Raw genomic sequence first — 19,795 nt, forward strand, 5'->3', positions numbered from 1 at the left:
CATGAATTCACCGGAGCCAGGGGAGTTCCTGGCCCTCCTCACCGCCGAGGAGATCGCCGACCTCCGGGCCGCCGGCCGACCCCGGAAGTGGGATCGCGGCGAGACCGTCATGACCGAGGGCGACACCAACGACTGGGTGATCGTGCTGACCGCGGGGCGGGTGAAGGTGTCGTCCCACACGGCGGGCGGCACCGAAGTCGTCCTGGCGGTACGCGGTCCCGGCGCCCTCCTGGGCGACATGTCGGCCGTCGACGGCGGCCCGAGGTCGGGCACGGTCACCGCGCTGGAGCCCATCGAGGCCATCGTCGTCCGTGACTTCGCGTCCTTCCTGCGCGAACACGGGCGGATCGCCGTGCTGCTCCTCCAGCTCATCACCGGCCGCCTGCGCGACTCCGACCGCAAACGGGTCGAATACGGCGCCTTCGACACCACCGGCCGGGTCGCCACCCGCCTGGTCGAACTCGCCGAACGCTACGGCGAGCAGACCTCCGGCGGCCTCAAGGTGATGCTGCCGCTCTCGCAGGACGAACTGGCCGGGTGGACCGGCGCCTCCCGCGAGGCCGTCAGCAAGGCCCTCAGGAGCCTGCGCGACCGCGGCCTGCTGGAGACCGGCCGCCGCCGCGTGATCATCTACGACCTGGACGGGCTGCGCAAGAGAGCCCGGTGAGGTACGCCTGGCAGGTCTGCCTCGTCACCGGCCTGGGGCTGGTCCTCATCGGAGTGGCGGTCAGCACGCTGAACGTGGCGCTGCCCGTGGTCGTCCGCCACTTCGACGCGCCGCCGTTCGCGGCGAGCTGGATCCTGCTGTCGTTCATGCTGGTCAACACGGCGACCCTGGTGTTCTTCGGCCGGGTGGCCGACCTGTTAGGCAGGCGCGGGGTCTATCTGACCGGGTTCGCGCTGTTCACCGTCGCGTCGGGGCTTGCCGGGCTCGCCCCGAACGTGGAAGTGCTGATCGCGATGCGGGCCGTGCAGGCGCTCGGCGCGTCGATGATCCTGGCCAACGGCACGGTCATCATCACCGACGCCTTCCCGCCCGACCGGCTCGGCCAGGGCATGGGCGTCTACATCGGGACGCTGTCGGTCGCCCAGCTGGCCGGGCCGACGGTGGGCGGGCTGATCGCCGACACGCTCGGGTGGCGGTGGATCTTCTGGGTGAACGTGCCGGCCGGGCTGCTCGCGCTGGTGGCCGGGCTGGTGATCCTGCGGCCGGGACGTCCCGCGCGGAAGGCCCCGGTCGACGCGGCCGGCAACCTGGTGATCTTCGCGCTGCTGTCGGCGGCGCTCTACGCGCTGACCGAGGGCTCCCTCCTCGGTCTGGCCGCCGCGGCGGCCCTGGTCCCGGTGCTGGTCGCCGTCGAGCGGCGGGCCGCCAATCCGGTGCTGAACGGCGCGCTGTTCGCGGCCCCGCTGCTCGTCTTCTCCAACCTGGCGTCGTTCTGCGCGGCGCTGGCGCGGTCGTCGCTGATCCTGCTGGCCGGGCTGTACTTCCAGGCGGCACGCGGGGTCGACGCGCTCCAGGCCGGGCTGGCGATCCTGCCGGTGCCGGCCGGGATGGCCCTCGCGTCGCCGCTGGCGGGGATGCTGGCGCGCCGGTTCGGGGCCTACCCGGTGTCGGTCGGCGGGGCGGTGCTGGCGGCCTGCGGGCTGGGCACGCTGGCGCTGTCGACGGGGGCGTCCTACCCGGTGATCGCGGTCGGGCTGTTCGTGGCAGGGTGTGGCAACGGGGCGTTCCTGACCGGGAGCACGACGCAGATCATGAACGCGCTCCCGCCCGGCAGCCTCGGGGTGGTCAACGGGTTCCGGCTGATGATCCAGAACATCGGCATGGCGCTCAGCGTCGCGGTCGCGCTGGGCCTGCTCACGAGCGCGGTCACGCCGGAGATCCGGGCGCAGGTCTACCAGGCGACCCTGGCGCTGCTCTCCCCCGCCGCCGTCGAGCAGCTGATGGGGGGCTTCCGGACGACGTACGCGGCCATGTTCTGCGTCAGTCTCGTGGGGGCGCTGTGTGCCGCGCTCGCCCGGCCATCGTCTCGACCCCGGCCATGAGCAGGTCGACGCCGTAGGCGTAGTAGGCGGCCACGTCGGCCTCGTCTTCGTAGGTCTTGGCGAACTCCATCAGCATCGGGAAGCGGCCGGCCGGCAGGTTCTCGATCTGCAGGCGCTTGCGCCGCCGCCACTCCCTGGCCTCCGCGCCGCTCAGCGGCTGGGGGCACACCGGCGCGCCGCCGACCAGGCCGATCGCCCCGGACAGCAGGTAGGACGAGACCAGGAACCCCTCCTGGACGGTGAAGCCGCCCTTCCCCAGCAGTTCGAGGGCCATGTTGGTCGCCACGTTGAAGCTGTCGAGACGGGGCTTGTCGACCGTCTGGAGCAGGTCGGCCAGCGCCGGGTGACGGTCGAGCAGGGAGACCAGCCGCTCGACCATCGCGCGCACCTGCGAGTGCCAGTCGGCGTCGGTCACCTCGGCCAGGATCTGGCTCAGCAGGTGGTCGGTGACGCCCGCGAGCAGTTCGTCCTTGTTCTTGAAATGCCAGTAGAGCGCCATCGGCGTGACGCCGAGCACCTGGGCCAGGCGCCGCACGGTGACGGCTTCGAGACCCTCGGCGTCGATCAGGTCGACGGCTCGCTCGACGACTGATTCACGGCTCAGCTTCTCGGATGCCACTTGACAACTATACGACGTACAAGCTGAGCTATGCACTGTACATGTACGCCGTACAAGTACTCCGTATAGGGGGTTCGGGCAATGAGATCACGATGGTGGGTCCTGGCGGCGGTGTCGCTGGCGACGTTCATGACCTATCTCGACAACAACGTGGTCAACGTCGCGCTGCCGACGATCGAGCGGGACCTGGGGCTGACGCTCGCCGGGCTCGAATGGATCGTGAGCGGCTACATCCTGGCCTTCGCCGGGCTGCTGCTGGCGGGCGGGCGGCTGGCCGACGTGTTCGGGCTGCGGGTGATGTTCTTCACCGGCCTGGCCGTGTTCACGGCCGCCTCGGTGGCGGCCGGGCTGGCCGGGTCGCAGGAGGCGCTGATCGCGGCCCGGGTCGTGCAGGGCGTGGGCGCGGCGCTGGTGACGCCGACATCGCTGGCGCTGATCAGGGCCACGTTCGTCGACGCGCGTGAACGCGCCACCGCCGTGGGGATCTGGGGCGCGGTGTCCGCGCTCGCGCTGGCCGTCGGGCCGCTGACCGGCGGGGTGCTCAGCGAGAACATCAGCTGGGGCTGGATCTTCCTGATCAACGCGCCCATCGCCGTCGTGGTGGCCGTGATCGCCGCCATGAGCCTGCCCGCCAGCGTCCGCCTGCGGGGCGTCCGGATCGACGTGCCCGGTGTGCTCACCTCGTCGCTGGCGCTGTTCGCGCTGACCTTCGCGCTCATCGAGGGCGAGGGCGAGGGCTGGACCTCCGGGCTCATCCTCGGCTCGTTCGCGGTGGCCGCCGTGTCGTTCACGACGTTCCTGGTGATCGAGTCGCGCAGCCGTCAGCCGATGATCGACCTCGGCCTGTTCCGCTCGCGGGTGTTCAGCGGCGGCCTGCTGTCGATGGGCATGTGGGCGTTCGGCGTCTTCGGCATCTACTTCTTCACCGCGATCTACCTGCAGAGCGCGCTCGGCTTCAGCCCGACCGAGGCCGGGGCGGGGTTCGTGCCGATGGCCCTGCTCATGGCCGCCGTCGCGGTCTTCTCGCCGCAATTCGCCCGGCGGATCGGCACCGGCCCGTCGGTCGCCGCCGGCCTGGCGCTGATGGTCGTCGCCATGGTCGGCCTGTCGAGCACCGGCCTCGGGTCGGCCTATCTCGACCTGCTGCCGTGGTTCCTCGTCTTCGGCGCGGGCGGCGGCATGCTCGTCCCGCTGACCGACGTGATCATCGGCGCGGTCCCCGCCGAGCGGGCCGGGGTCGCCTCGGGCACGCTCAACGTCTCCCGCGAGGTCTTCGGGCTGCTCGGGATCACCATCCTCGGCGCGATCCTGAACGCCCGCCAGACCGCCCCGACGATGACGGCGTTCCTGGACGCCTACCAGTTCACCCTGCTCATCGCCGCGGCGATCGTCGCGGCCGGGGTCCCGATCGCCCTGTACGCCCTCCGCAGGGAGACGACCGCCGAGACGGTCGCCCAGGAGGAGCGGGACCCCGCGCTGGTCTAGCTGCCGATCTTCCTGCCCTGCTTGTGCCAGGCCACCACGACCGACGGACGGGGCTGCGAGGTCCCGCCGTCGGGGAAGTGGGAGATCGGGGAGGCCGGCGAGGCGCCGGTGCCCTCACCCGGGTGCTGCACGGCGACGAAGACCGACTTCTGGTCCTCCGACACCAGCGGACCGCAGCACTCGGCGCCCTTGGGCATGGTGAGGAACTGGCGGACGTGACCCTTGTCCTTGCCCCGCACCGGAACGGCGAACAGGCCGTCGTGGGTCCCCAGGGCGTTGCCGTCCGTGGAGATCCAGAGGTTGCCGTCCTTGTCGAAGGTGACGTTGTCGGGGCAGGAGATCGGCGAGACCTTGGTCTTGTCGAAGCCGCCGAAGTAGGTGCCCGGGTCGGCCGGGTCGCCGCAGACCAGCGGCAGGTTCCAGGCGAAGGTCAGCGCCGCGGCGTCGTCGCGGTTCTCGGCGATCTCCAGGATGTGGCCGTGCTTGTTGTTCAGGCGGGGGTTGGCCTCGTCGGGGCCGGAGGAGCGCGCGGTGTTGTTGGTCAGGGCGACGAACACGGTGCCGGTGACCGGGTTGCGCTCCATGTCCTCCGGACGGTCCATCTTGGTCGCGCCGACCTTGTCGGCGGCCAGCCGGGTGAAGACCAGGACCTCCTCGGCGGTCATGCCGGAGACGAACGAGCGGGTGCCGCTGACCAGCGGGATCCACTTGCCGACGCCGTCGAACGCCTTGTCCTTGGGCAGCTTGCCGGTGCCGTCGATCTCGGCGGCGGGGCTGTCACCGGTGAACTGGGCGACGTAGAGGGTGCCGTTGTCGAGCAGCGTCCGGTTGTGGCGGTCGTTGCCGGGCCGGTAGCGGTCCTTGGACACGAACTTGTAGATGTACTCGAACCGCGAGTCGTCGCCCATGTACGCGACCAGGCGGCCGTCGCGGCTGATGGTCGTGGTGGCCGCCTCGTGGGCCATGCGGCCGAGGGCGGTGCGCTTGATCGGCGTGGAGGCGGGGTCGGTCGGGTCGATCTCGACGATCCAGCCGAAGCGGTTGGCCTCGTTGGGGTTCTTCGCCAGGTCGAAGCGCTCGTCGACGCGGTCCCAGCGACGGCCGCCGAGAGCGGCGGGCATGGCGTAGCGGGTCAGCCCGGCCTGCGCCTCGGCGGGGGCCTTGGCGGCGTTCACGAAGTACTGGTTGAAGTTCTCCTCGGCGGTCAGCACGGTGCCCCAGGGGGTCGTGCCGCCCGCGCAGTTGTTCAGCATGCCCTTGACGACGCGGCCGCTCGGGTCGGCGGCGGTCTTCAGGTAGCTCGAACCGGCGGCCGGGCCGCTGAACCGCATCTCGGTGTGGGCCGTGATGCGGCGGTTGTAGCGGCGCGGGCCGGAGGTGACGAGCTCCCAGCGGCCGCTGTCGCCACTCCGCCTGACCTCGACGACCGAACCGCCGTGGGCGTTCATCGCGATGGCGATCTGGGCGGGGGTGGCGTTGTCGCCGTTGGTGTAGCCGCGGAACATCAGCTCTTCGTTGGTGTACTCGTGGTTCACCCACAGCAGCCCGCGGTCACGGCCGAGCTGGAACAGCGTCACGAAGTCGCAGTTGTAGCCGAACTGCCTGGCCTGCGCGTCGGCCGTCTGCGCCTCGAAGTCGAAAGCGGGCGCGCCCGGGACGACCGGGTCGCCCCAGCGGACCACCACGGCCGACTGGTAGCCGTTCGGCACCGTGACCTGGTCGTTGGTGTTGGGCGCGACGGGGGTGAAGCTCAGACCGCCCCGGTAGGGGTGGGAGCCGCCGTTGTCCCAGTTGCCCCCCTTGTTCCACCAGTCGAGGGTGAACTTGTCGTCGGCGGCGGCCGGGGTCGCGGCGGCCGCGGCAACCGCGCCGGCCGACAGGACCAGGGCGCCCAGCGCACCGGCGCGCAGCGCGCCGCGGCGGGACATGTCGGTCACGACGTCGCCGAAGTAGGCGTTGTCACTGGTGTTGGGGACCTCGTGGAAACAGGCGTCGCCACAGCGGTACTTGCACGTCATGGCGCTGCGGCCACCCTGGTGGGCGGGCGTGAGCAGCGGCAGGGATCGACGCGGTGACGGGTTCGTCACAGCTCCTCCAAAGGGTCGCGGGGGGAACGGCGTGAGTCCCCGCCGGGACCGTATTGTCGGCGCCCGAAGTGAGGGTGAACATCATCCGCCTCGATGGTGAACGATGCGCTCGCGTCACAATGGGCACATGCCACCCCGCCGCCAGGACCCTTCGCGCGTTCGCGCAGCTCTCGACATCCAGTTGGCAGATCTGGGCCTGCCGCCGTTCGACGGGCCCGACAGCGCCGCGGGTCCCGCCGTGGTGGCCGCCGTGCTGTCCGTGTACGACCGGGGCGCCACCCCCGGGCGGGAGGCGCTGCGCGCGGCCGTGCGGTTCCTGCTCGACGAACTCGTGGCCAGGGCGCCCGGCCGGACCGTGGAGGTGCGGGTGCCGCCGTTCGCCGCCGTCCAGTGCGTCGAGGGCCCCCGGCACACCCGGGGCACGCCCCCCAACGTCGTCGAGACCGACCCCCGCACGTGGATCGCGCTGGCCACCGGCCGGGAGGACTGGCCGGCCGCGCTGGCCGACGGGCGGGTCAGGGCGAGCGGCGGCCGGGCCGACCTGTCGCCCTACCTTCCGGTCTCGCTAGTAACCCCCCTCTGAGACCGGGGCGTTGATCTTCCGCTGGACGCACTGCTGCGACGCCTCCTGGGTCGGGTACAGCCGGGTGTCGAAGCACTCCGCGAGGTTGTTCTTGTTGGCCCAGTTGACGACCACCCCGATGATGATCGCCCCGATCACCAGCGTCAGGATGCTCAGGATCAGGCCGACGACCGCACGCCCCTTGTTGGACCTCTTCGAGATCGCGACGATCCCGACGATGATCCCCGCGATCGCCACCAGCAGCCCGAGCCCGCAGACCAGCAGCAGCACGATCGCCACGATGCCCAGCACCAGCGCGGCCGTCCCCAGCCCGCCCTTGGCCGGCGGCTTCTCCCCGTAGGGCATCTGCGGATAGGACCCCTGCGGATACGAGGTGGGCTGATAGGCACCCTGCCCGGACGCCGGCCCCTGCGGGTACGCGCCCTGACCGGACGAGCCGGATGGGTACGCGCTTTGGCTGGACGAGCCGGAGGGGTACGCGCCCTGGCCGGACGAGCCCGGCTCAGAGGGGACCGGCTGAGCGGGCGGGCCCGGATACGGCGGCGGATACTCCCCCTCGCCCGGCGACCCACTCTCCTGCCCGCCAGAGGCCCCGCCGTGGCGCCCGCCTGGGTATTCGCCCTGCTGCCCGCTCTGGGCCCCGCCCTGCTGACCGCTCTGGGCCCCGCCGTGGTGCCCGCTCGGAGGCTCGCCCTGGCGGCCGGTCTGCGGGCCGGTTTGCGGGCCGGTTTGCGGCTGTTGCCCGGTGGGGCCGTACGGGTTCTCGGGCCGTGGGTATGGCTCCTGGGCGCTGAAGACAGCCGTGTCCTCGGCGTCCGGCGACGGCCTGCCAGGGGCCTGTTCGGGCGGCACGTCCCAGGGCATGCGCCGCTTGGGCTGGTCGTCCCTCGGCTCGTCTGGAGTCGTCATGTTCCTGTCACTTCCCCTGTGGGGCCGGGGGTACGGCGGCCGACACGGCAAAGCGCTGGTGATCATTTCCTCGGGTATCCACCACCCGGGGGTCCGAGCAGCCAAGAGGCCGAAATAGACTCAAGCATGTGCTGAAGGGCGACGGCCATCTGAGCCATGACCTTGACCCCCTCGACCAGGGCCCCAAAGACGCCTGCGGTGTCTTCGGCGTCTGGGCTCCAGGGGAGGACGTCTCGAAACTCACCTACTACGGGCTGTACGCGTTGCAGCACCGCGGCCAGGAGTCCGCGGGCATCGCGGTCAGCGAGGGCAGCCGCATCCTCGTCTACAAGGACATGGGCCTGGTGGCCCAGGTCTTCGACGAGTCGATCCTCGGCACCCTCAAGGGTCACCTGGCGATCGGTCACTGCCGCTACTCCACCACCGGTTCGAGTGTGTGGGAGAACGCGCAGCCGACGCTGAGCTCGACCGACGTGGGCGGCCTCGCGCTGGCCCACAACGGCAACCTGATCAACACGAGCGAGCTCGCCGAACGGGTGGCCCCCGGAACCATCCGGGCGACCACCGACAGCGAGATCCTCACCGCGATCCTGGCCAAAGACCGGTCCGAGCCGATCGACGAGGCGGCGGCCCGCCTGCTGCCGAAGGTCCAGGGCGCCTACTCACTCGTCTTCATGGACGAGAAGACGCTCTACGCCGCCAGAGACCCCCAGGGCATCCGTCCGCTCGTCCTGGGCCGTCTGACGACCGGCTGGGTGGTGGCCTCCGAGACCGCCGCCCTCGACATCGTGGGCGCGACGTTCGTGCGCGAGGTCGAGCCGGGCGAGCTCCTCACCATCGACGAGCGCGGCGTCACGTCGCAGCGGTTCGCCCCGGCCGACCCCAAGGGCTGCCTGTTCGAATACGTCTACCTGGCCCGCCCCGACACCACGATCGCCGGGCGCGGCGTCCAGGCGACCCGGGTCGAGGTCGGCCGCCGGCTGGCCCGCGAACACCCGGTCGACGCCGACCTGGTGATCCCGACCCCCGAGTCGGGCACCCCCGCCGCGATCGGCTACGCCGAGCAGAGCGGGATCCCCTACGGCCAGGGCCTGGTGAAGAACTCCTACGTCGGGCGGACCTTCATCCAGCCGTCCCAGACGATCCGCCAGCTCGGCATCCGGCTGAAGCTGAACCCGCTGAAGGAGATCGTCCAGGGCAAGCGCCTGGTGGTGGTCGACGACACGATCGTGCGCGGCAACACCCAGCGGGCGATCGTGAAGATGCTGCGCGAGGCCGGGGCGACCGAGGTCCACGTGCGCATCTCGGCCCCGCCGGTGGCCTGGCCGTGCTTCTACGGCATCGACTTCGCCACCCGCGCCGAGCTGCTGGCCGGTTCGATGGACGTCGAGGAGATCCGCGAGCACCTGGGCGCCGACTCCCTCGGCTACATCTCGATGGAGGGCCTCACCGAGGCCACCACGATCCCGGCGAACAAGCTCTGCCGGGCCTGCTTCGACGGCTCCTACCCCATCCCGATCGACCAGGACAAGGTCGGCAAGTACGTCCTGGAGGCCCGCGCATGACCTCGTACGCCGCCGCCGGTGTCGACATCGAGGCCGGTGACCGCGCCGTCGAGCTGATGAAGTCGAAGGTGGCCCGGTCCCGGCGTCCCGAGGTGGTCGACGACGCCAGCGGCTTCGCGGGCCTGTTCGACGTGTCGGCGCTGCTGAAGTTCCGCCGGCCGCTGCTGGCGACCTCGACCGACGGGGTCGGCACCAAGGTCATGCTCGCCGCCCAGCTGGGCAAGCACGACACGATCGGCATCGACCTGGTCGGCATGGTCGTCGACGACCTGGTGGTCTGCGGCGCCGAGCCGCTGTTCATGACCGACTACATCGCCTGCGGCAAGGTGGTGCCCGAGCGCATCGCCGAGATCGTCGGCGGCGTCGCCGAGGGCTGCCGCCAGGCGGGCTGCGCCCTGGTCGGCGGCGAGACCGCCGAACACCCGGGCGCGATGTGCCCCGACGACTACGACCTGGCGGGCGCCGGAACGGGCGTCGTGGAGGCCGACGAGCTTCTCGGCCCCGACCGGGTCCGCGCGGGTGACGTGGTTCTGGCCATGGCGTCATCCGGGGTCCACTCGAACGGCTACTCTCTGGTCCGCCACATCATCAAGACCGCTGGCCTGAGCCTGGAATCCCAGATCCCCGAGCTGTCCCGGACCCTCGGTGAGGAACTCCTCGAACCGACCCGGATCTACTCACTCGACTGCCTGGCCCTGACGCGCCACGTCCCGGTGCGGGCCTACGCCCACATCACGGGCGGCGGCCTGACGGCCAATCTGGCCCGCTCGCTTCCCGGGAGTGTCGACGCGGTCCTCGACCGCGGGTCCTGGACGCCCCCGGCGATCTTCTCCGTCCTCGGCGAGGCCGGGAAGGTCGAGCGGGCCGAGCTCGACAAGACCTTCAACCTGGGCGTCGGCATGGCCGCGATCGTCCCGGCGGACGACGCCGACCGGGCGCTGGAACTGCTGGAGACCCGCGGCGTGCCGTCGTGGGTGCTGGGCGAGATCGTGCCCGGCACGGGCGAGGCGCGCTACCGCTGATCGTGGGCCCGGCGGCTTTCCCGTCGCCGGGCCCAGATCAGGCCCGGTCAAGCCCGCGGAAGCACGAAAGGCCGCCTGGGGTCGCCCCCCGGCGGCACATTCGGGCTCGTATGGAAATGGCTGTATGCACTCCGGTCACCCGGAGTGCGAGACCCTCACGAGGTCGCGCGGAAAACGCCCGGCGTGGCGAACCTCGCCGGGCGTGATCAACGCAAAATCAGGTGCCGCTCAACGACGGCCCCCAGATGAGGAGTCGTCCTCATCGTCCTCGTCATCGACGTAGTCGGCGTACCGCTCGGCCAACTCGTCATAAGGGTCGGGTTCGTCACTGCGGCCGGAATCGACAGGCTCCTCGACTCCGAGCTCCGCGCGCAGGCGCTCAAGATCGGTGCCGCCGCTGTTGTACTTCAGCTGGCGGGCAACCTTGACCTGCTTGGCCTTGGCTCGGCCGCGCCCCATTGGCTCGACCCCCTCATGCGGGGTCGTACCCGACCCCTCGTCGCTAACGCACCACGCACTGACGTCACCTGACTTTGGACGTCAGCCATTCGTTCGCCTACAACCGTACCTGTTTTGCGCCCCGCTCGGTACGCCGTATGCGCGTCGGCGGTCACCGGCCTAGCCAAATACCCCTAAGCCGCCCGACTTCCGACATTCTGCGCTCCGCCAGCCTATCTGCTGCGACCGCAGGTGGAACGCCTTCGTCGTCGGCGATGACGAAGATTTTCAGGGTGGTGTCGAAGATCTGAGCCGCTCTTGCCCTCGCCCTGTCCATGTCGAATCCGGCGATCTCATCGGCGACCTGGATGACTCCACCCGAATTCACCACGTAGTCGGGCGCGTACAGGATGCCGCGATCGGCGAGTTGCTTCTCGACCCCTGGGTGGGCGAGCTGGTTGTTGGCCCCGCCGCAGACGATCCTGGCCCGGAGTTCGGCGACGGCCGTGTCGTCGAGGGCGCCGCCGAGGGCGCAGGGGGCGTACACGTCGATGTCGCCGCGCTTGAGGGTCGCCGCGTCGGCGACCGCCTCGACCTCCGGGTGCTCCTGGCGGATCCGGCCGACCGCGAGCTCGTCGACGTCGCAGACGACGACCTCGCCGCCGTCCGCGAGAATGTGTTCCACCAGACGCCTGCCGACCTTGCCGACCCCCTCGACGCCGACCCGGCGGCCGCGCAGGGAGGTCTCGCCGAAGGCGTGCCCGGCGGCGGCCCGCATGCCCTGGTAGACGCCGTAGGCGGTGAGGATGGAGCTGTCGCCGGCGCCGCCGTTGGCCACCGTGCGGCCGGTGACGTAGGAGGACTCCCGGGCGATGACGTCCATGTCCTCGCTGTAGGTGCCCACGTCACAAGCGGTGTAGTAGCGCCCGCCGAGCGACTGGACGAACTTCCCGTAGGCCCGGAGGAGGGCCTCGGTCTTGTCCTTGACGGGGTCGCCGATGATCACGGCCTTGCCGCCGCCGTGGTCGAGCCCGGCCAGCGCGTTCTTGTACGCCATCGCGCGCGACAGGTTCAGCACGTCGGCCAGCGCGGCGGATTCGTCCGGGTAGGGATAGAAACGTGTTCCACCCAGGCCGGGGCCGAGGGCGGTGTTGTGGATGGCGATGATCGCGTAGAGGCCGGACTTGTCGTCGGCGCAGAACACGACCTGTTCGTGACGGGTCTGATCCTTGTGGGAGAGCCCGAAGACGTCGGTCACTTTGGTGACTCCTGATCGTCCCTGACCACCGCTCCGTTGCGGCGGTACCACCTTCCAGCGTAGCGACGATCATGAATAACGGAACGCCGCCCGCTGCGTGACGCCGCCTGGCATGGCACGATGCCGTTGTGCTGCCCTACGCCGCGTACCTCCGCGTCTATGAGCCGCTGAGCGCCTTCTCCGAGCAGGATCGCCTTCGGTGGAACGCCTATGCCCAGAATCCGCGGCGGCCCCGGCGCGCGGGCGCGCTCGAGGTGGAACACGAGGAGGCGGTGCGCCGGCTCCTGCGGGTGCCGCCCGTGCCTGCCCCGGCGGCGGAGAGTCACAACGCCTATCTGCGCCGGGTCGACGGCGTCCTCTACGTGTGCCCGTGGCAGAGCCGGCTGCGGTCGTGGCTGGCGTTCGCCTCCTTCCGGGGCAGCCTGCCGACCAAACTGGCCAACCGCTTCGTCCCCGCGCCGGTCGCCGAGGCGACGGCCGACGAGTTCGACGCCTTCAAGCGCGGCGAGCCCTCGCTGCGCATGCACATCATGACCAGCACCTGGCACGTCCCCACGCCGTGGTTCGTGCCGTTCGACTCCGCCGAGCGCTGGCTCGTCCTGCGCGGGGAGCAGCCCGAGGCCGGCACCGGCGTCACCATGGCCCCGGCCAGGAACATGCTCTACGTCACCTCGATGGCCCAGGCCAGGAAGCGGGTGGCCCGCGCCCTGGTCGTCATCCGACGTCACGTGGGCGACATCGACACGCTCACCGACGTCGAAGAGGTGGGCCGCTGGCTGGAGGAGTTCCACCCCCACTCCCTCGTCGAGCTCGACTACGGCGGCATCGTCCACCTCATGGACGACGAGACCCTCCAGGCCGACCAGTCCGTGGCCGAGCTGGCCGCCGCTCTGACGGGTTTGGACAACGGTCAGGAAGAACTTGCCTTCGCCATGTACCAGCGAGTGATCCTCCGCTGGCGGTCAGTCCAGAGCCTCGAATCGGCCAACTGACCCTATTGCCTCCTGGCTGACCTGCAACGTTGGGTCAGGAGATGCACGAGCTCACAACTGCGAACTGAGTAGTTTGCCGTTTTCACTGCGATACCACGAAACGTGTCGCTAGAATCACCGAGCGTGACAACAACACGTGGTCGAGACGTTGTGCCCAGAGGGCTCGCCAATCGCGCTACGTGGCTGTATGGTCACATCGGGTGATGCCGCAAATGGTCCATGAAACCGCACGTTATGGATCTTTGAGGGACATCCGTGACAAGCGCCAACATAAGTCGCAGGATCGCTGTCGCCGGTCCACACGGAGGAGAGGCCGCACAAATGTCAGCTCGTACACCCGAGGCAGAGCCACTGCTCACCCCGGCGGAGGTCGCAACGATGTTCCGGGTCGACCCCAAGACCGTCACGCGGTGGGCGAAGGCCGGCAAGTTGACGTCCATCCGCACGCTCGGTGGGCACCGGCGTTACCGGGAGACCGAGGTGAGGGCGCTGCTCGCGGGGATTCCGCAGCAGCGTTCGGAGTAACGCAGCGGGGGGTCGCAACCACGAGGGGGACGGCGCGCTCGCGTCAGTGAGCGCGTCCAACAGCCGCACACCTGCAGTAGGGGTGTGGATCAGGCGCCGCCCGCCCGGCGCCGCCCCCACCGGTTCCGTGGCCCCGCCCGCTTCGTCCTGACTGCTTTCTCAAGGATCGAGACAACTCACCCGTACCTTATTCGGCTCTCGATCGTTCTTCTTGGCAGGTGCACATCCGCGCATCGTGGGGAGAACCATGTCAGGACCGTCCATGCAGACCACTGCCCGGCGCGACATCGCGGTACCCGGACCTACCGGACTCGACGGATTCAGTCCACGGCCACGGCCGACGATTCGCAACGTAGCCGAGCGCGCGGGCGTCTCTAAGTCCCTGGTCTCGCTGGTCCTTCGCGGCTCACCTCACGTGAGCGAGCATCGCCGGGAGGCGGTCCTCCAGGCGGCCAGGGAGCTGGGATACCGGCCCAACGCCGTCGCCCGCAGCCTTGTCGAAGGCCGCACCCATCTGGTCGGCGCCCTCGTCGCCGACCTGCACAACCCCTTCTACGCCGAGTTCCTCGACGGCCTTCAGGAGAGCCTCCACGGTGAGGGCCTGCGGCTGCTCATCGGATCCGGCCGCTGGGACCCCGCCTTCGAGGACGAGGCCGTGGAGGCCTTCCTCGAACTGCGCGTCGACGGCCTGGTGCTCCTGGGAGTCGCCCCGTCGAGCGACACCCTCGCCGAGGCCGCCGCCTACACGCCCACCGTCGTCGTCGGGGAACGCGACGTCGACCTCGAGAGCGTGGACATCGTCGTCGACGACGACCAGCTCGGCGCGCGTCTGGCGGTCGACCATCTCGTGGAGCTCGGACACCGCCGGATCGCCCACATCGAGGGCACTCCGTCGTCCGCGGCGCGGTGCCGGTGCGAGGGTTACCTGGTCGCCATGCGCCGTCACGCGCTGGCTCCGTACATCATGGTCGAGCACGGCGACTTCACCGAGGAGGGTGGCCGCCGCGCGGCGATGGCCCTGCTGGAGCGCGACCCCCGGCCGACCGCGATCTTCGCGGCCAACGACGTCGTCGCTCTCGGTGTGCTCACCGCCGCCAGCGAGCTCGGGCTCCGGGTTCCGGAGGACCTGTCGGTCGTCGGCTACGACAACACCCACCTGGCCGCCGTCCACCACATCTCGCTCACCTCGGTCGACCAGCCGCGCCGCGCGATGGGCCGTTCGGCCGCCGCGCTGCTCAGCGACCGGATCTCCGAGCCCGGCAAGAACTCGCGCCTGCGCCAGGTCACGCCGCAGCTCATCACCCGCCGCAGCACGGGCCCCGCGCCAACAGATTCCCAAAGCTAGGTCAACCGGTCCGGCGTCGGGTCACGGTCCGTGTTGACTCGGGCCACGACGCCGGACGGTACAGATCTGGGGGAATTCCATGCGTGATCCTGAGTTGGTCTCCTGCGCCCAGCGTGCGGCGGCCGAACTCGAACGGGCCTGGGGCGAGTGGCGCCATTCCCGTGGCCGCGGCGAGGCGGGCGACGAGTCGGTGGCCAGCTATGTGGCCCATTCGATCGACCATCCGTGGGGCCGTCCCCGGGTCGTCCTGGGCCTCGACGCCGAGGAGGCCCGCGAGCTGGCGGCCCTGCTGCAGCGCCAGGAGTTGGCCGAGCCCGCCTGGTAAAGCCGGGCGGAATCCATCCTTTACTCACATAACGGCCAGGTCACGGCCAGGGAACGCGTAGGTTGGGTGCTTGTAAGTGCCCGCCTGCGAGAGGAACCACCGTGATGAAGACTCGTCCGGCGCTCACCGCCGCCGCTCTGGCCGTGATCGGTCTGGGGACCGCCGCGTGCGGTGGCGGGGTGGCCGCGGGTGCCGAGTCTGCCCCGGCCGCCGTCTCAGCGACCACCGGTTCCAACGCGGTCGCGGCGCCCGCTCAGGCCGAGGCGCCGGCGAAGCCCCTCAAGGGCAAAGTCATCGTGATCGACCCGGGCCACAACGGCGGCAACTACAAGCGCCCCGACGTGATCAACAAGCAGGTCGACGTGCTGACGCAGAAGAAGGCCTGCGACACCACCGGCACCGCGACCAACGACGGCTACTCCGAGGCCGCGTTCACCTGGGACGTCTCGGTCCGCCTGGCCAAGCTGCTGCGCGCCGAGGGCGCCACGGTCAAGATGACCCGGGACAACAACACGGGCGTGGGGCCGTGCATCACCCAGCGCGCCGCGATCGGCAACAAGGCCAAGGCCGACCTGGCGATCTCGATCCACGCCGACGGGGCCGGCGCGACCAGCCACGGCTTCCACGTCATCATGCCGAAGAAGATCAATGGGCCGGTCGACCCGGTGGTCGCGAAGTCGGCCAAGCTCGGTCTGGCCGTGCGCAATGCGGTGAAGAAGCAGACCGGCATGCCCTACGCCAACTACATCGGCAAGAGCGCCCTCGACTACCGCTCCGACCTGGGCGGGCTGAACCTGTCGACGGTCCCGAAGATCTTCATCGAGTCGGGCAACATGCGCAACGCCGGCGACGCGGCCAAGATGAAGAGCTCGGCCTGGCGGCAGGAGCTCGCCGAGGCCCTGGCGGGCAGCTTCCAGACCTACCTGAAGTAATCCATGATCGAGGGCATGCACCGCTTCCTGCCTGCCCCCCGGTCCGTCGAGTTCCTGCCGGGCGCGTTCCCGCTGACGCCCGGCTTCGGCGTCGCCGGAGAGCTCGCCGGCCCGGTCCGGCGGGCGCTCGCGGCTCTCGGCCCCGTCGCCGGTGACCACCCGGTCTCGGTACGCCGCCACGGCGCCCCCGAGTCCGCCACCCTCACCGTGACGGCCGACGGCGTCGAGATCGTGGCGGGCGACGCCGCGGGAGCCTTCTACGCCGCGCAGACATTGCGCCAGTTGCTCCCTCACGACGCCTTCCGCGCGGTTTCCCCGCTTTCCGCATATGACGTCCCGTGCGTCCGTGTGGAGGACGCTCCGGCGCTCTCGTGGCGCGGCGCGCACCTGGACGTCTCCCGGCACTTCCTGCCCAAGCACGACGTGCTGCGGATGATCGACCTGCTGGCGGTGCACAAGCTCAACCGGCTGCACCTCCACCTGGCCGACGACCAGGGCTGGCGGGTCGAGTCGCGGGCCTACCCGCGCCTGCACGAGATCGGCTCCCACCGCGCCCAGACGATCACCTCGCGCAAGGGCGAGCCGGACGCCTACGACGGAATCCCCCACGGCGGCTTCTACACGCTCGACGATCTGCGGGAGATCGCGGCCTACGCCCGGCAGCGGGCGGTCACGATGGTGCCGGAGATCGACGTGCCGGGCCACGCGTCGGCGATCCTGGCCGCCTACCCGGAGTTCGGCGCCGACCCGGCGCGGCGGCACACGGTCCTGGAGCGGTGGGGCATCTCCCCCGCGATCCTCGCCCCGCTGCCGAAGACGATCGGCTTTCTGGCCACCGTCTTCGACGAGATCCTCGGCGCGCTCGGCGAGACCCCGTTCTTCCACATCGGCGGCGACGAGTGCGTGCTCGACGCCTGGGCCGCCTCCACCGAGATCACCGCCTTCCAGCGGTCCCAGGGCCTGGCCACGCCGGGAGACCTGCACGCCTGGTTCCTGCGGCAGCTGGCCGACCTGCTGGCCGGGCGGGGCAGCCGGGCGGTCGTCTGGGACGAGGCGTTCGTCAGCGGGATGCTGCGCCAGGACACGATCGTGATGCCGTGGCGCGGCATGAACGTCGCCCGCCGGGCCGCCGCCGCGGGCCACGACGTGGTGCTCACGCCGGTGTTCCCGCTCTACTTCGACTACGCCGAGGCGGCCTCGGCGGACGAACCGGCCGCGCTGGGCGAGACGATCACGGTGGCCGACGTCGCCGCCTTCGACGTCTCGGGCCATCTGGGCGCGCAGTTCCAGCTCTGGTCGGAGCACATCCCCGACGCCCGCACCCTCGACTACAAGGCCTGGCCCCGGGGCTGCGCCATGGCCGAGACCGCCTGGACGGGCCGCCCGGCGGCCCCCGACTTCACCGGCCGCCTGGAACACCATCTCGGCCGGCTCGACGCCCTGGGCGTCAACTACCGCCCGCTCGACGGCCCGAGGCCCTGGCAGCGGTCACGGCCGCACACCCCGGGCCGGTTCGACGTGGCCGCCGTCATGCGCCACCTCGACGAGCTGACGCTGTCAGCCGACTCGACCCGCCCGAGCATGTAGGTCGCCCACCGACGAGAGACCGTGGCGCTTCAGGCGGCGGGAGAGCTGCCGGTTGATGCCGTGGGCCCACAGCGGGCCGCCGTAGATCAGGCCGGTGTAGCCCTGGACCAGGGTCGCGCCGGCCAGCAGGCGCTCCCAGACGTCGTCGACGTCTTCCACGCCGCCGACGGACACGATCACCAGCCGGTCGCCGACCTTGGCGTGGAGGCGGCGCAGCACGTCCAGCGAACGGTCTTTCAGCGGGCGGCCGGACAGGCCGCCCGTCTCGTCGCTGGAGACGCCGGCGCGGCTGATCGTGGTGTTGGTCGCGATGATCCCGGCCAGGCCCAGCTCGGCGGCGAGTTCGGCGACCTCGTCGATGTCCTCGTCGGCCAGGTCGGGGGCGATCTTCACCAGCAGCGGGGTGCGGCCCGCGACCGTCTTGACCTCGCTCAGCAGCGGGCGCAGCAGCTCGACCGCCTGGAGGTTGCGCAGGCCGGGAGTGTTGGGCGAGGAGACGTTCACGACCAGGTAGTCGGCCAGCCCGGCGAGGATCCTGGCGCTGGCGACATAGTCGCGGGCCGCCTCCTCCTCGGGGACGACCTTGGTCTTGCCGATGTTCACGCCGACGACCGCGGGCACGCCGCGGACCCGCTTCAACCGCCGGGCCGCCGCCTTGGCGCCCTCGTTGTTGAAGCCCATCCGGTTGATGATCGCGTGGTCGCCGACCAGGCGGAAAAGCCGGGGCCGGGCGTTGCCGGGCTGGGCGTGCGCGGTGATCGTGCCGACCTCGACGTGGCCGAAGCCGAGCGCGGCCAGGGCCGGCACGCACTCGGCGTTCTTGTCGAAGCCGGCCGCGAGCCCGAACGGCGAGGGGAAGTGGACCCCGAACGCCCTGACCCGCAGCGCTTCGTCACGCGGGGCCAGCCAGGCGTGGAGGATCCGCTTCACGACCGGCAGGACCGACAGGGTCGCCAGCAGTCGGATCGTCAAATGGTGGATCTTCTCCGCGTCGGTTCGGCGCAGGACCCACGTGAAGAGCATTCGGTACGACATCACCGGCCAGCGTATCCACTCCCAGGTACCGGTCGAATTCCAGGAGCCGGAGCAGTCGCAGAACCTCGGCGGACGGGTTCACGATCGACACCCGTCCCAGCGTTCGGCGGTAGGCCCAGACGAGCGTCCGGGCCCCCGCGACGTCGATGAACGTCACCAGGGCTAGGTCGAGCCGCAGATGCGCGGCCCGACCGGCCCTCCAGACGGCGCGGCGGAGTTCCACCGCGCCGAAGACGTCGAGATCACCTCTGAGTGTGATCGTCACATGTATCCCAAAAGGGGTGTCAGATCGCGTGGTCCGGATCTCCACGGCCCTGTTCCCCGAGTAGTTCGGCGGCCAGATCGGCGACTCTCCGGCGGCTGTCCCTGGCCTGCTTGCGCAGGCCGGTGAAGGCCTGGCTGGCGGTCAGGTCGTGCTTGCCCATGAGATAGCCGATGGCCCGTTCGATGACCACGCGGTAGTCGAGCGCGTATTGAAGCTGGTCGGCGAGCTGCGACTTCTCCTCCGCCTCCACAGCGGCCGCGATGACCTGCTCGATCACGTGGGCGTAGGCGTGCAGCGCCTCGGTGTCGGACTCCTCCCAGTCGTGGGTGGTGTCCTGGTAGACGTTCAGCGTCCCGACGGGCTCTCCGCCGAGACGTACCGGAACGCCCGCGACGGCCCGCACATCCGGGTGGAGCAGCGGCGCGAGGTCCGGCCAGCGGTCGTCCTTGCGGACGTCGAACGTGGTCACGGCGCTGTCGGTCATGTACGCGGCCACGCAGGGCCCCGCCATCACCTTCGCCTGGGCGTGTTCCAGGCTGCGGCCCGCCTCGTCGGTGGCGAACAGGTATCGCAAGGTGCGATCGGGATCGGCGAACATCAGGCCGGCCCCGGAATATCCGAAGATCCGGTCGACGACCTGGACGATCCGCTCAAGGTGGTGCACGATCCCGGTCGCCGGAGCGGCCTTCTGCAACCGTCGCAGGCTCGCGACGAGCGCTTCTGGATCGATATGGGTCATTCCGTATCCTCCCGTGAACCTCACCTGTGCGCCGG

General features: G+C 70.3%; 19 protein-coding genes and 1 pseudogene. 12 read left to right on the forward strand and 8 right to left on the reverse strand.

Translation table 11 applies throughout. The features are described from left to right. Position 1 precedes the first annotated feature (1 nt). Both AW270_RS41585 and AW270_RS32800 read left to right on the forward strand, forming a co-directional pair. Positions 2 to 667 (forward strand): Crp/Fnr family transcriptional regulator, encoded by a 666-nt coding sequence (locus AW270_RS41585; RefSeq protein WP_061300099.1) that lies wholly within the window; start codon positions 2 to 4, stop codon positions 665 to 667. Then, positions 664 to 2,049, forward strand: coding sequence for an MFS transporter (locus AW270_RS32800; protein ID WP_061300019.1), 1,386 nt, complete (start codon positions 664 to 666; stop codon positions 2,047 to 2,049). The genes AW270_RS41585 and AW270_RS32800 overlap by 4 nt, the downstream gene beginning before the upstream one ends. On the opposite strand, the gene AW270_RS32805 is transcribed toward AW270_RS32800, so the two are convergent. Beyond that, positions 1,988 to 2,668 carry a TetR/AcrR family transcriptional regulator gene (locus tag AW270_RS32805; RefSeq protein ID WP_157522966.1) on the reverse strand — a complete coding sequence of 227 codons (681 nt, stop codon included), beginning with the start codon at positions 2,666 to 2,668 and terminating at the stop codon, positions 1,988 to 1,990. The two genes, AW270_RS32800 and AW270_RS32805, sit on opposite strands and share 62 nt — an antisense overlap. An 81-nt stretch (positions 2,669 to 2,749) precedes the next feature. Here AW270_RS32805 and AW270_RS32810 point away from each other — a divergent pair, with 81 nt between their 5' ends. Then, on the forward strand, positions 2,750 to 4,153 hold the full coding sequence (locus AW270_RS32810; RefSeq protein ID WP_061300020.1) for an MFS transporter: 1,404 nt from the start codon (positions 2,750 to 2,752) through the stop codon (positions 4,151 to 4,153). Here AW270_RS32810 and AW270_RS32815 read toward each other — a convergent pair. After that, on the reverse strand, positions 4,150 to 6,240 hold the full coding sequence (locus AW270_RS32815; protein ID WP_061300021.1) for a PhoX family protein: 2,091 nt from the start codon (positions 6,238 to 6,240) through the stop codon (positions 4,150 to 4,152). The genes AW270_RS32810 and AW270_RS32815 overlap by 4 nt on opposite strands. A 127-nt stretch (positions 6,241 to 6,367) precedes the next feature. Between AW270_RS32815 and AW270_RS32820 the strand changes: the two genes are divergently transcribed. Continuing rightward, positions 6,368 to 6,823: a sterol carrier family protein gene (locus tag AW270_RS32820; RefSeq protein ID WP_061300022.1), complete on the forward strand. Its 456-nt coding sequence runs from the start codon at positions 6,368 to 6,370 to the stop codon at positions 6,821 to 6,823. On the opposite strand, the gene AW270_RS32825 is transcribed toward AW270_RS32820, so the two are convergent. Further along, the gene (locus tag AW270_RS32825; RefSeq protein WP_061300023.1) at positions 6,806 to 7,168 is read right to left on the reverse strand and encodes a hypothetical protein; all 363 of its coding nucleotides are present in this window, start codon (positions 7,166 to 7,168) and stop codon (positions 6,806 to 6,808) included. The genes AW270_RS32820 and AW270_RS32825 overlap by 18 nt on opposite strands. 692 nt (positions 7,169 to 7,860) lie before the next feature. Between AW270_RS32825 and purF the strand changes: the two genes are divergently transcribed. Together purF and purM are read left to right on the forward strand one after the other, a co-directional pair. Further along, a complete protein-coding gene (purF, locus tag AW270_RS32830) occupies positions 7,861 to 9,297 on the forward strand; it encodes an amidophosphoribosyltransferase (RefSeq protein WP_061300024.1) in 1,437 nt (478 codons plus the stop codon). Next, complete coding sequence (gene purM, locus AW270_RS32835; RefSeq protein WP_061300025.1) at positions 9,294 to 10,319, forward strand: phosphoribosylformylglycinamidine cyclo-ligase; 1,026 nt, start codon at positions 9,294 to 9,296, stop codon at positions 10,317 to 10,319. The genes purF and purM overlap by 4 nt, the downstream gene beginning before the upstream one ends. Positions 10,320 to 10,547: 228 nt before the next feature. On the opposite strand, the gene AW270_RS32840 is transcribed toward purM, so the two are convergent. Both AW270_RS32840 and AW270_RS32845 read right to left on the reverse strand, forming a co-directional pair. Then, entirely contained in the window at positions 10,548 to 10,778 is a 231-nt protein-coding gene (locus AW270_RS32840; protein ID WP_061300026.1) for a DUF3073 domain-containing protein, read from the reverse strand. Between the two features lie 151 nt (positions 10,779 to 10,929). After that, positions 10,930 to 12,015 carry a Leu/Phe/Val dehydrogenase gene (locus AW270_RS32845; RefSeq protein ID WP_061300027.1) on the reverse strand — a complete coding sequence of 362 codons (1,086 nt, stop codon included), beginning with the start codon at positions 12,013 to 12,015 and terminating at the stop codon, positions 10,930 to 10,932. A gap of 128 nt (positions 12,016 to 12,143) precedes the next feature. Here AW270_RS32845 and AW270_RS32850 point away from each other — a divergent pair, with 128 nt between their 5' ends. The 6 genes from AW270_RS32850 (at position 12,144) to AW270_RS32875 (ending at position 17,721) form a co-directional block, all read left to right on the forward strand. After that, entirely contained in the window at positions 12,144 to 13,007 is an 864-nt protein-coding gene (locus AW270_RS32850) for a DUF8083 family protein (RefSeq protein ID WP_061300028.1), read from the forward strand. Positions 13,008 to 13,328: 321 nt separating this feature from the next. Further along, positions 13,329 to 13,532 (forward strand): developmental transcriptional regulator BldC, encoded by a 204-nt coding sequence (gene bldC / locus AW270_RS32855; protein ID WP_013133571.1) that lies wholly within the window; start codon positions 13,329 to 13,331, stop codon positions 13,530 to 13,532. Between the two features lie 247 nt (positions 13,533 to 13,779). Further along, a complete protein-coding gene (locus AW270_RS32860) occupies positions 13,780 to 14,877 on the forward strand; it encodes a LacI family DNA-binding transcriptional regulator (RefSeq protein ID WP_061300029.1) in 1,098 nt (365 codons plus the stop codon). Positions 14,878 to 14,956: 79 nt separating this feature from the next. Further along, the gene (locus tag AW270_RS32865) at positions 14,957 to 15,202 is read left to right on the forward strand and encodes a hypothetical protein (protein WP_061300030.1); all 246 of its coding nucleotides are present in this window, start codon (positions 14,957 to 14,959) and stop codon (positions 15,200 to 15,202) included. A gap of 104 nt (positions 15,203 to 15,306) precedes the next feature. Continuing rightward, the gene (locus AW270_RS32870; protein WP_061300031.1) at positions 15,307 to 16,134 is read left to right on the forward strand and encodes an N-acetylmuramoyl-L-alanine amidase; all 828 of its coding nucleotides are present in this window, start codon (positions 15,307 to 15,309) and stop codon (positions 16,132 to 16,134) included. Between the two features lie 15 nt (positions 16,135 to 16,149). Beyond that, entirely contained in the window at positions 16,150 to 17,721 is a 1,572-nt protein-coding gene (locus AW270_RS32875) for a beta-N-acetylhexosaminidase (RefSeq protein ID WP_061300101.1), read from the forward strand. Here the strand turns inward: AW270_RS32875 and AW270_RS32880 are convergent. The 3 genes and pseudogenes from AW270_RS32880 to AW270_RS32885 form a co-directional block, all read right to left on the reverse strand. Further along, a complete protein-coding gene (locus AW270_RS32880; protein ID WP_061300032.1) occupies positions 17,692 to 18,756 on the reverse strand; it encodes a quinone-dependent dihydroorotate dehydrogenase in 1,065 nt (354 codons plus the stop codon). The two genes, AW270_RS32875 and AW270_RS32880, sit on opposite strands and share 30 nt — an antisense overlap. A gap of 34 nt (positions 18,757 to 18,790) precedes the next feature. Then, a pseudogene (locus AW270_RS42205) lies at positions 18,791 to 19,066 on the reverse strand (STAS domain-containing protein); the annotation flags it as partial. Beyond that, positions 19,041 to 19,760: a GAF and ANTAR domain-containing protein gene (locus AW270_RS32885; RefSeq protein ID WP_061300033.1), complete on the reverse strand. Its 720-nt coding sequence runs from the start codon at positions 19,758 to 19,760 to the stop codon at positions 19,041 to 19,043. The pseudogene AW270_RS42205 and the gene AW270_RS32885, both read right to left, overlap by 26 nt. Positions 19,761 to 19,795 lie beyond the last annotated feature (35 nt).

The organism is Herbidospora cretacea (assembly GCF_001570605.1).
Taxonomy (GTDB): domain Bacteria; phylum Actinomycetota; class Actinomycetes; order Streptosporangiales; family Streptosporangiaceae; genus Herbidospora; species Herbidospora cretacea.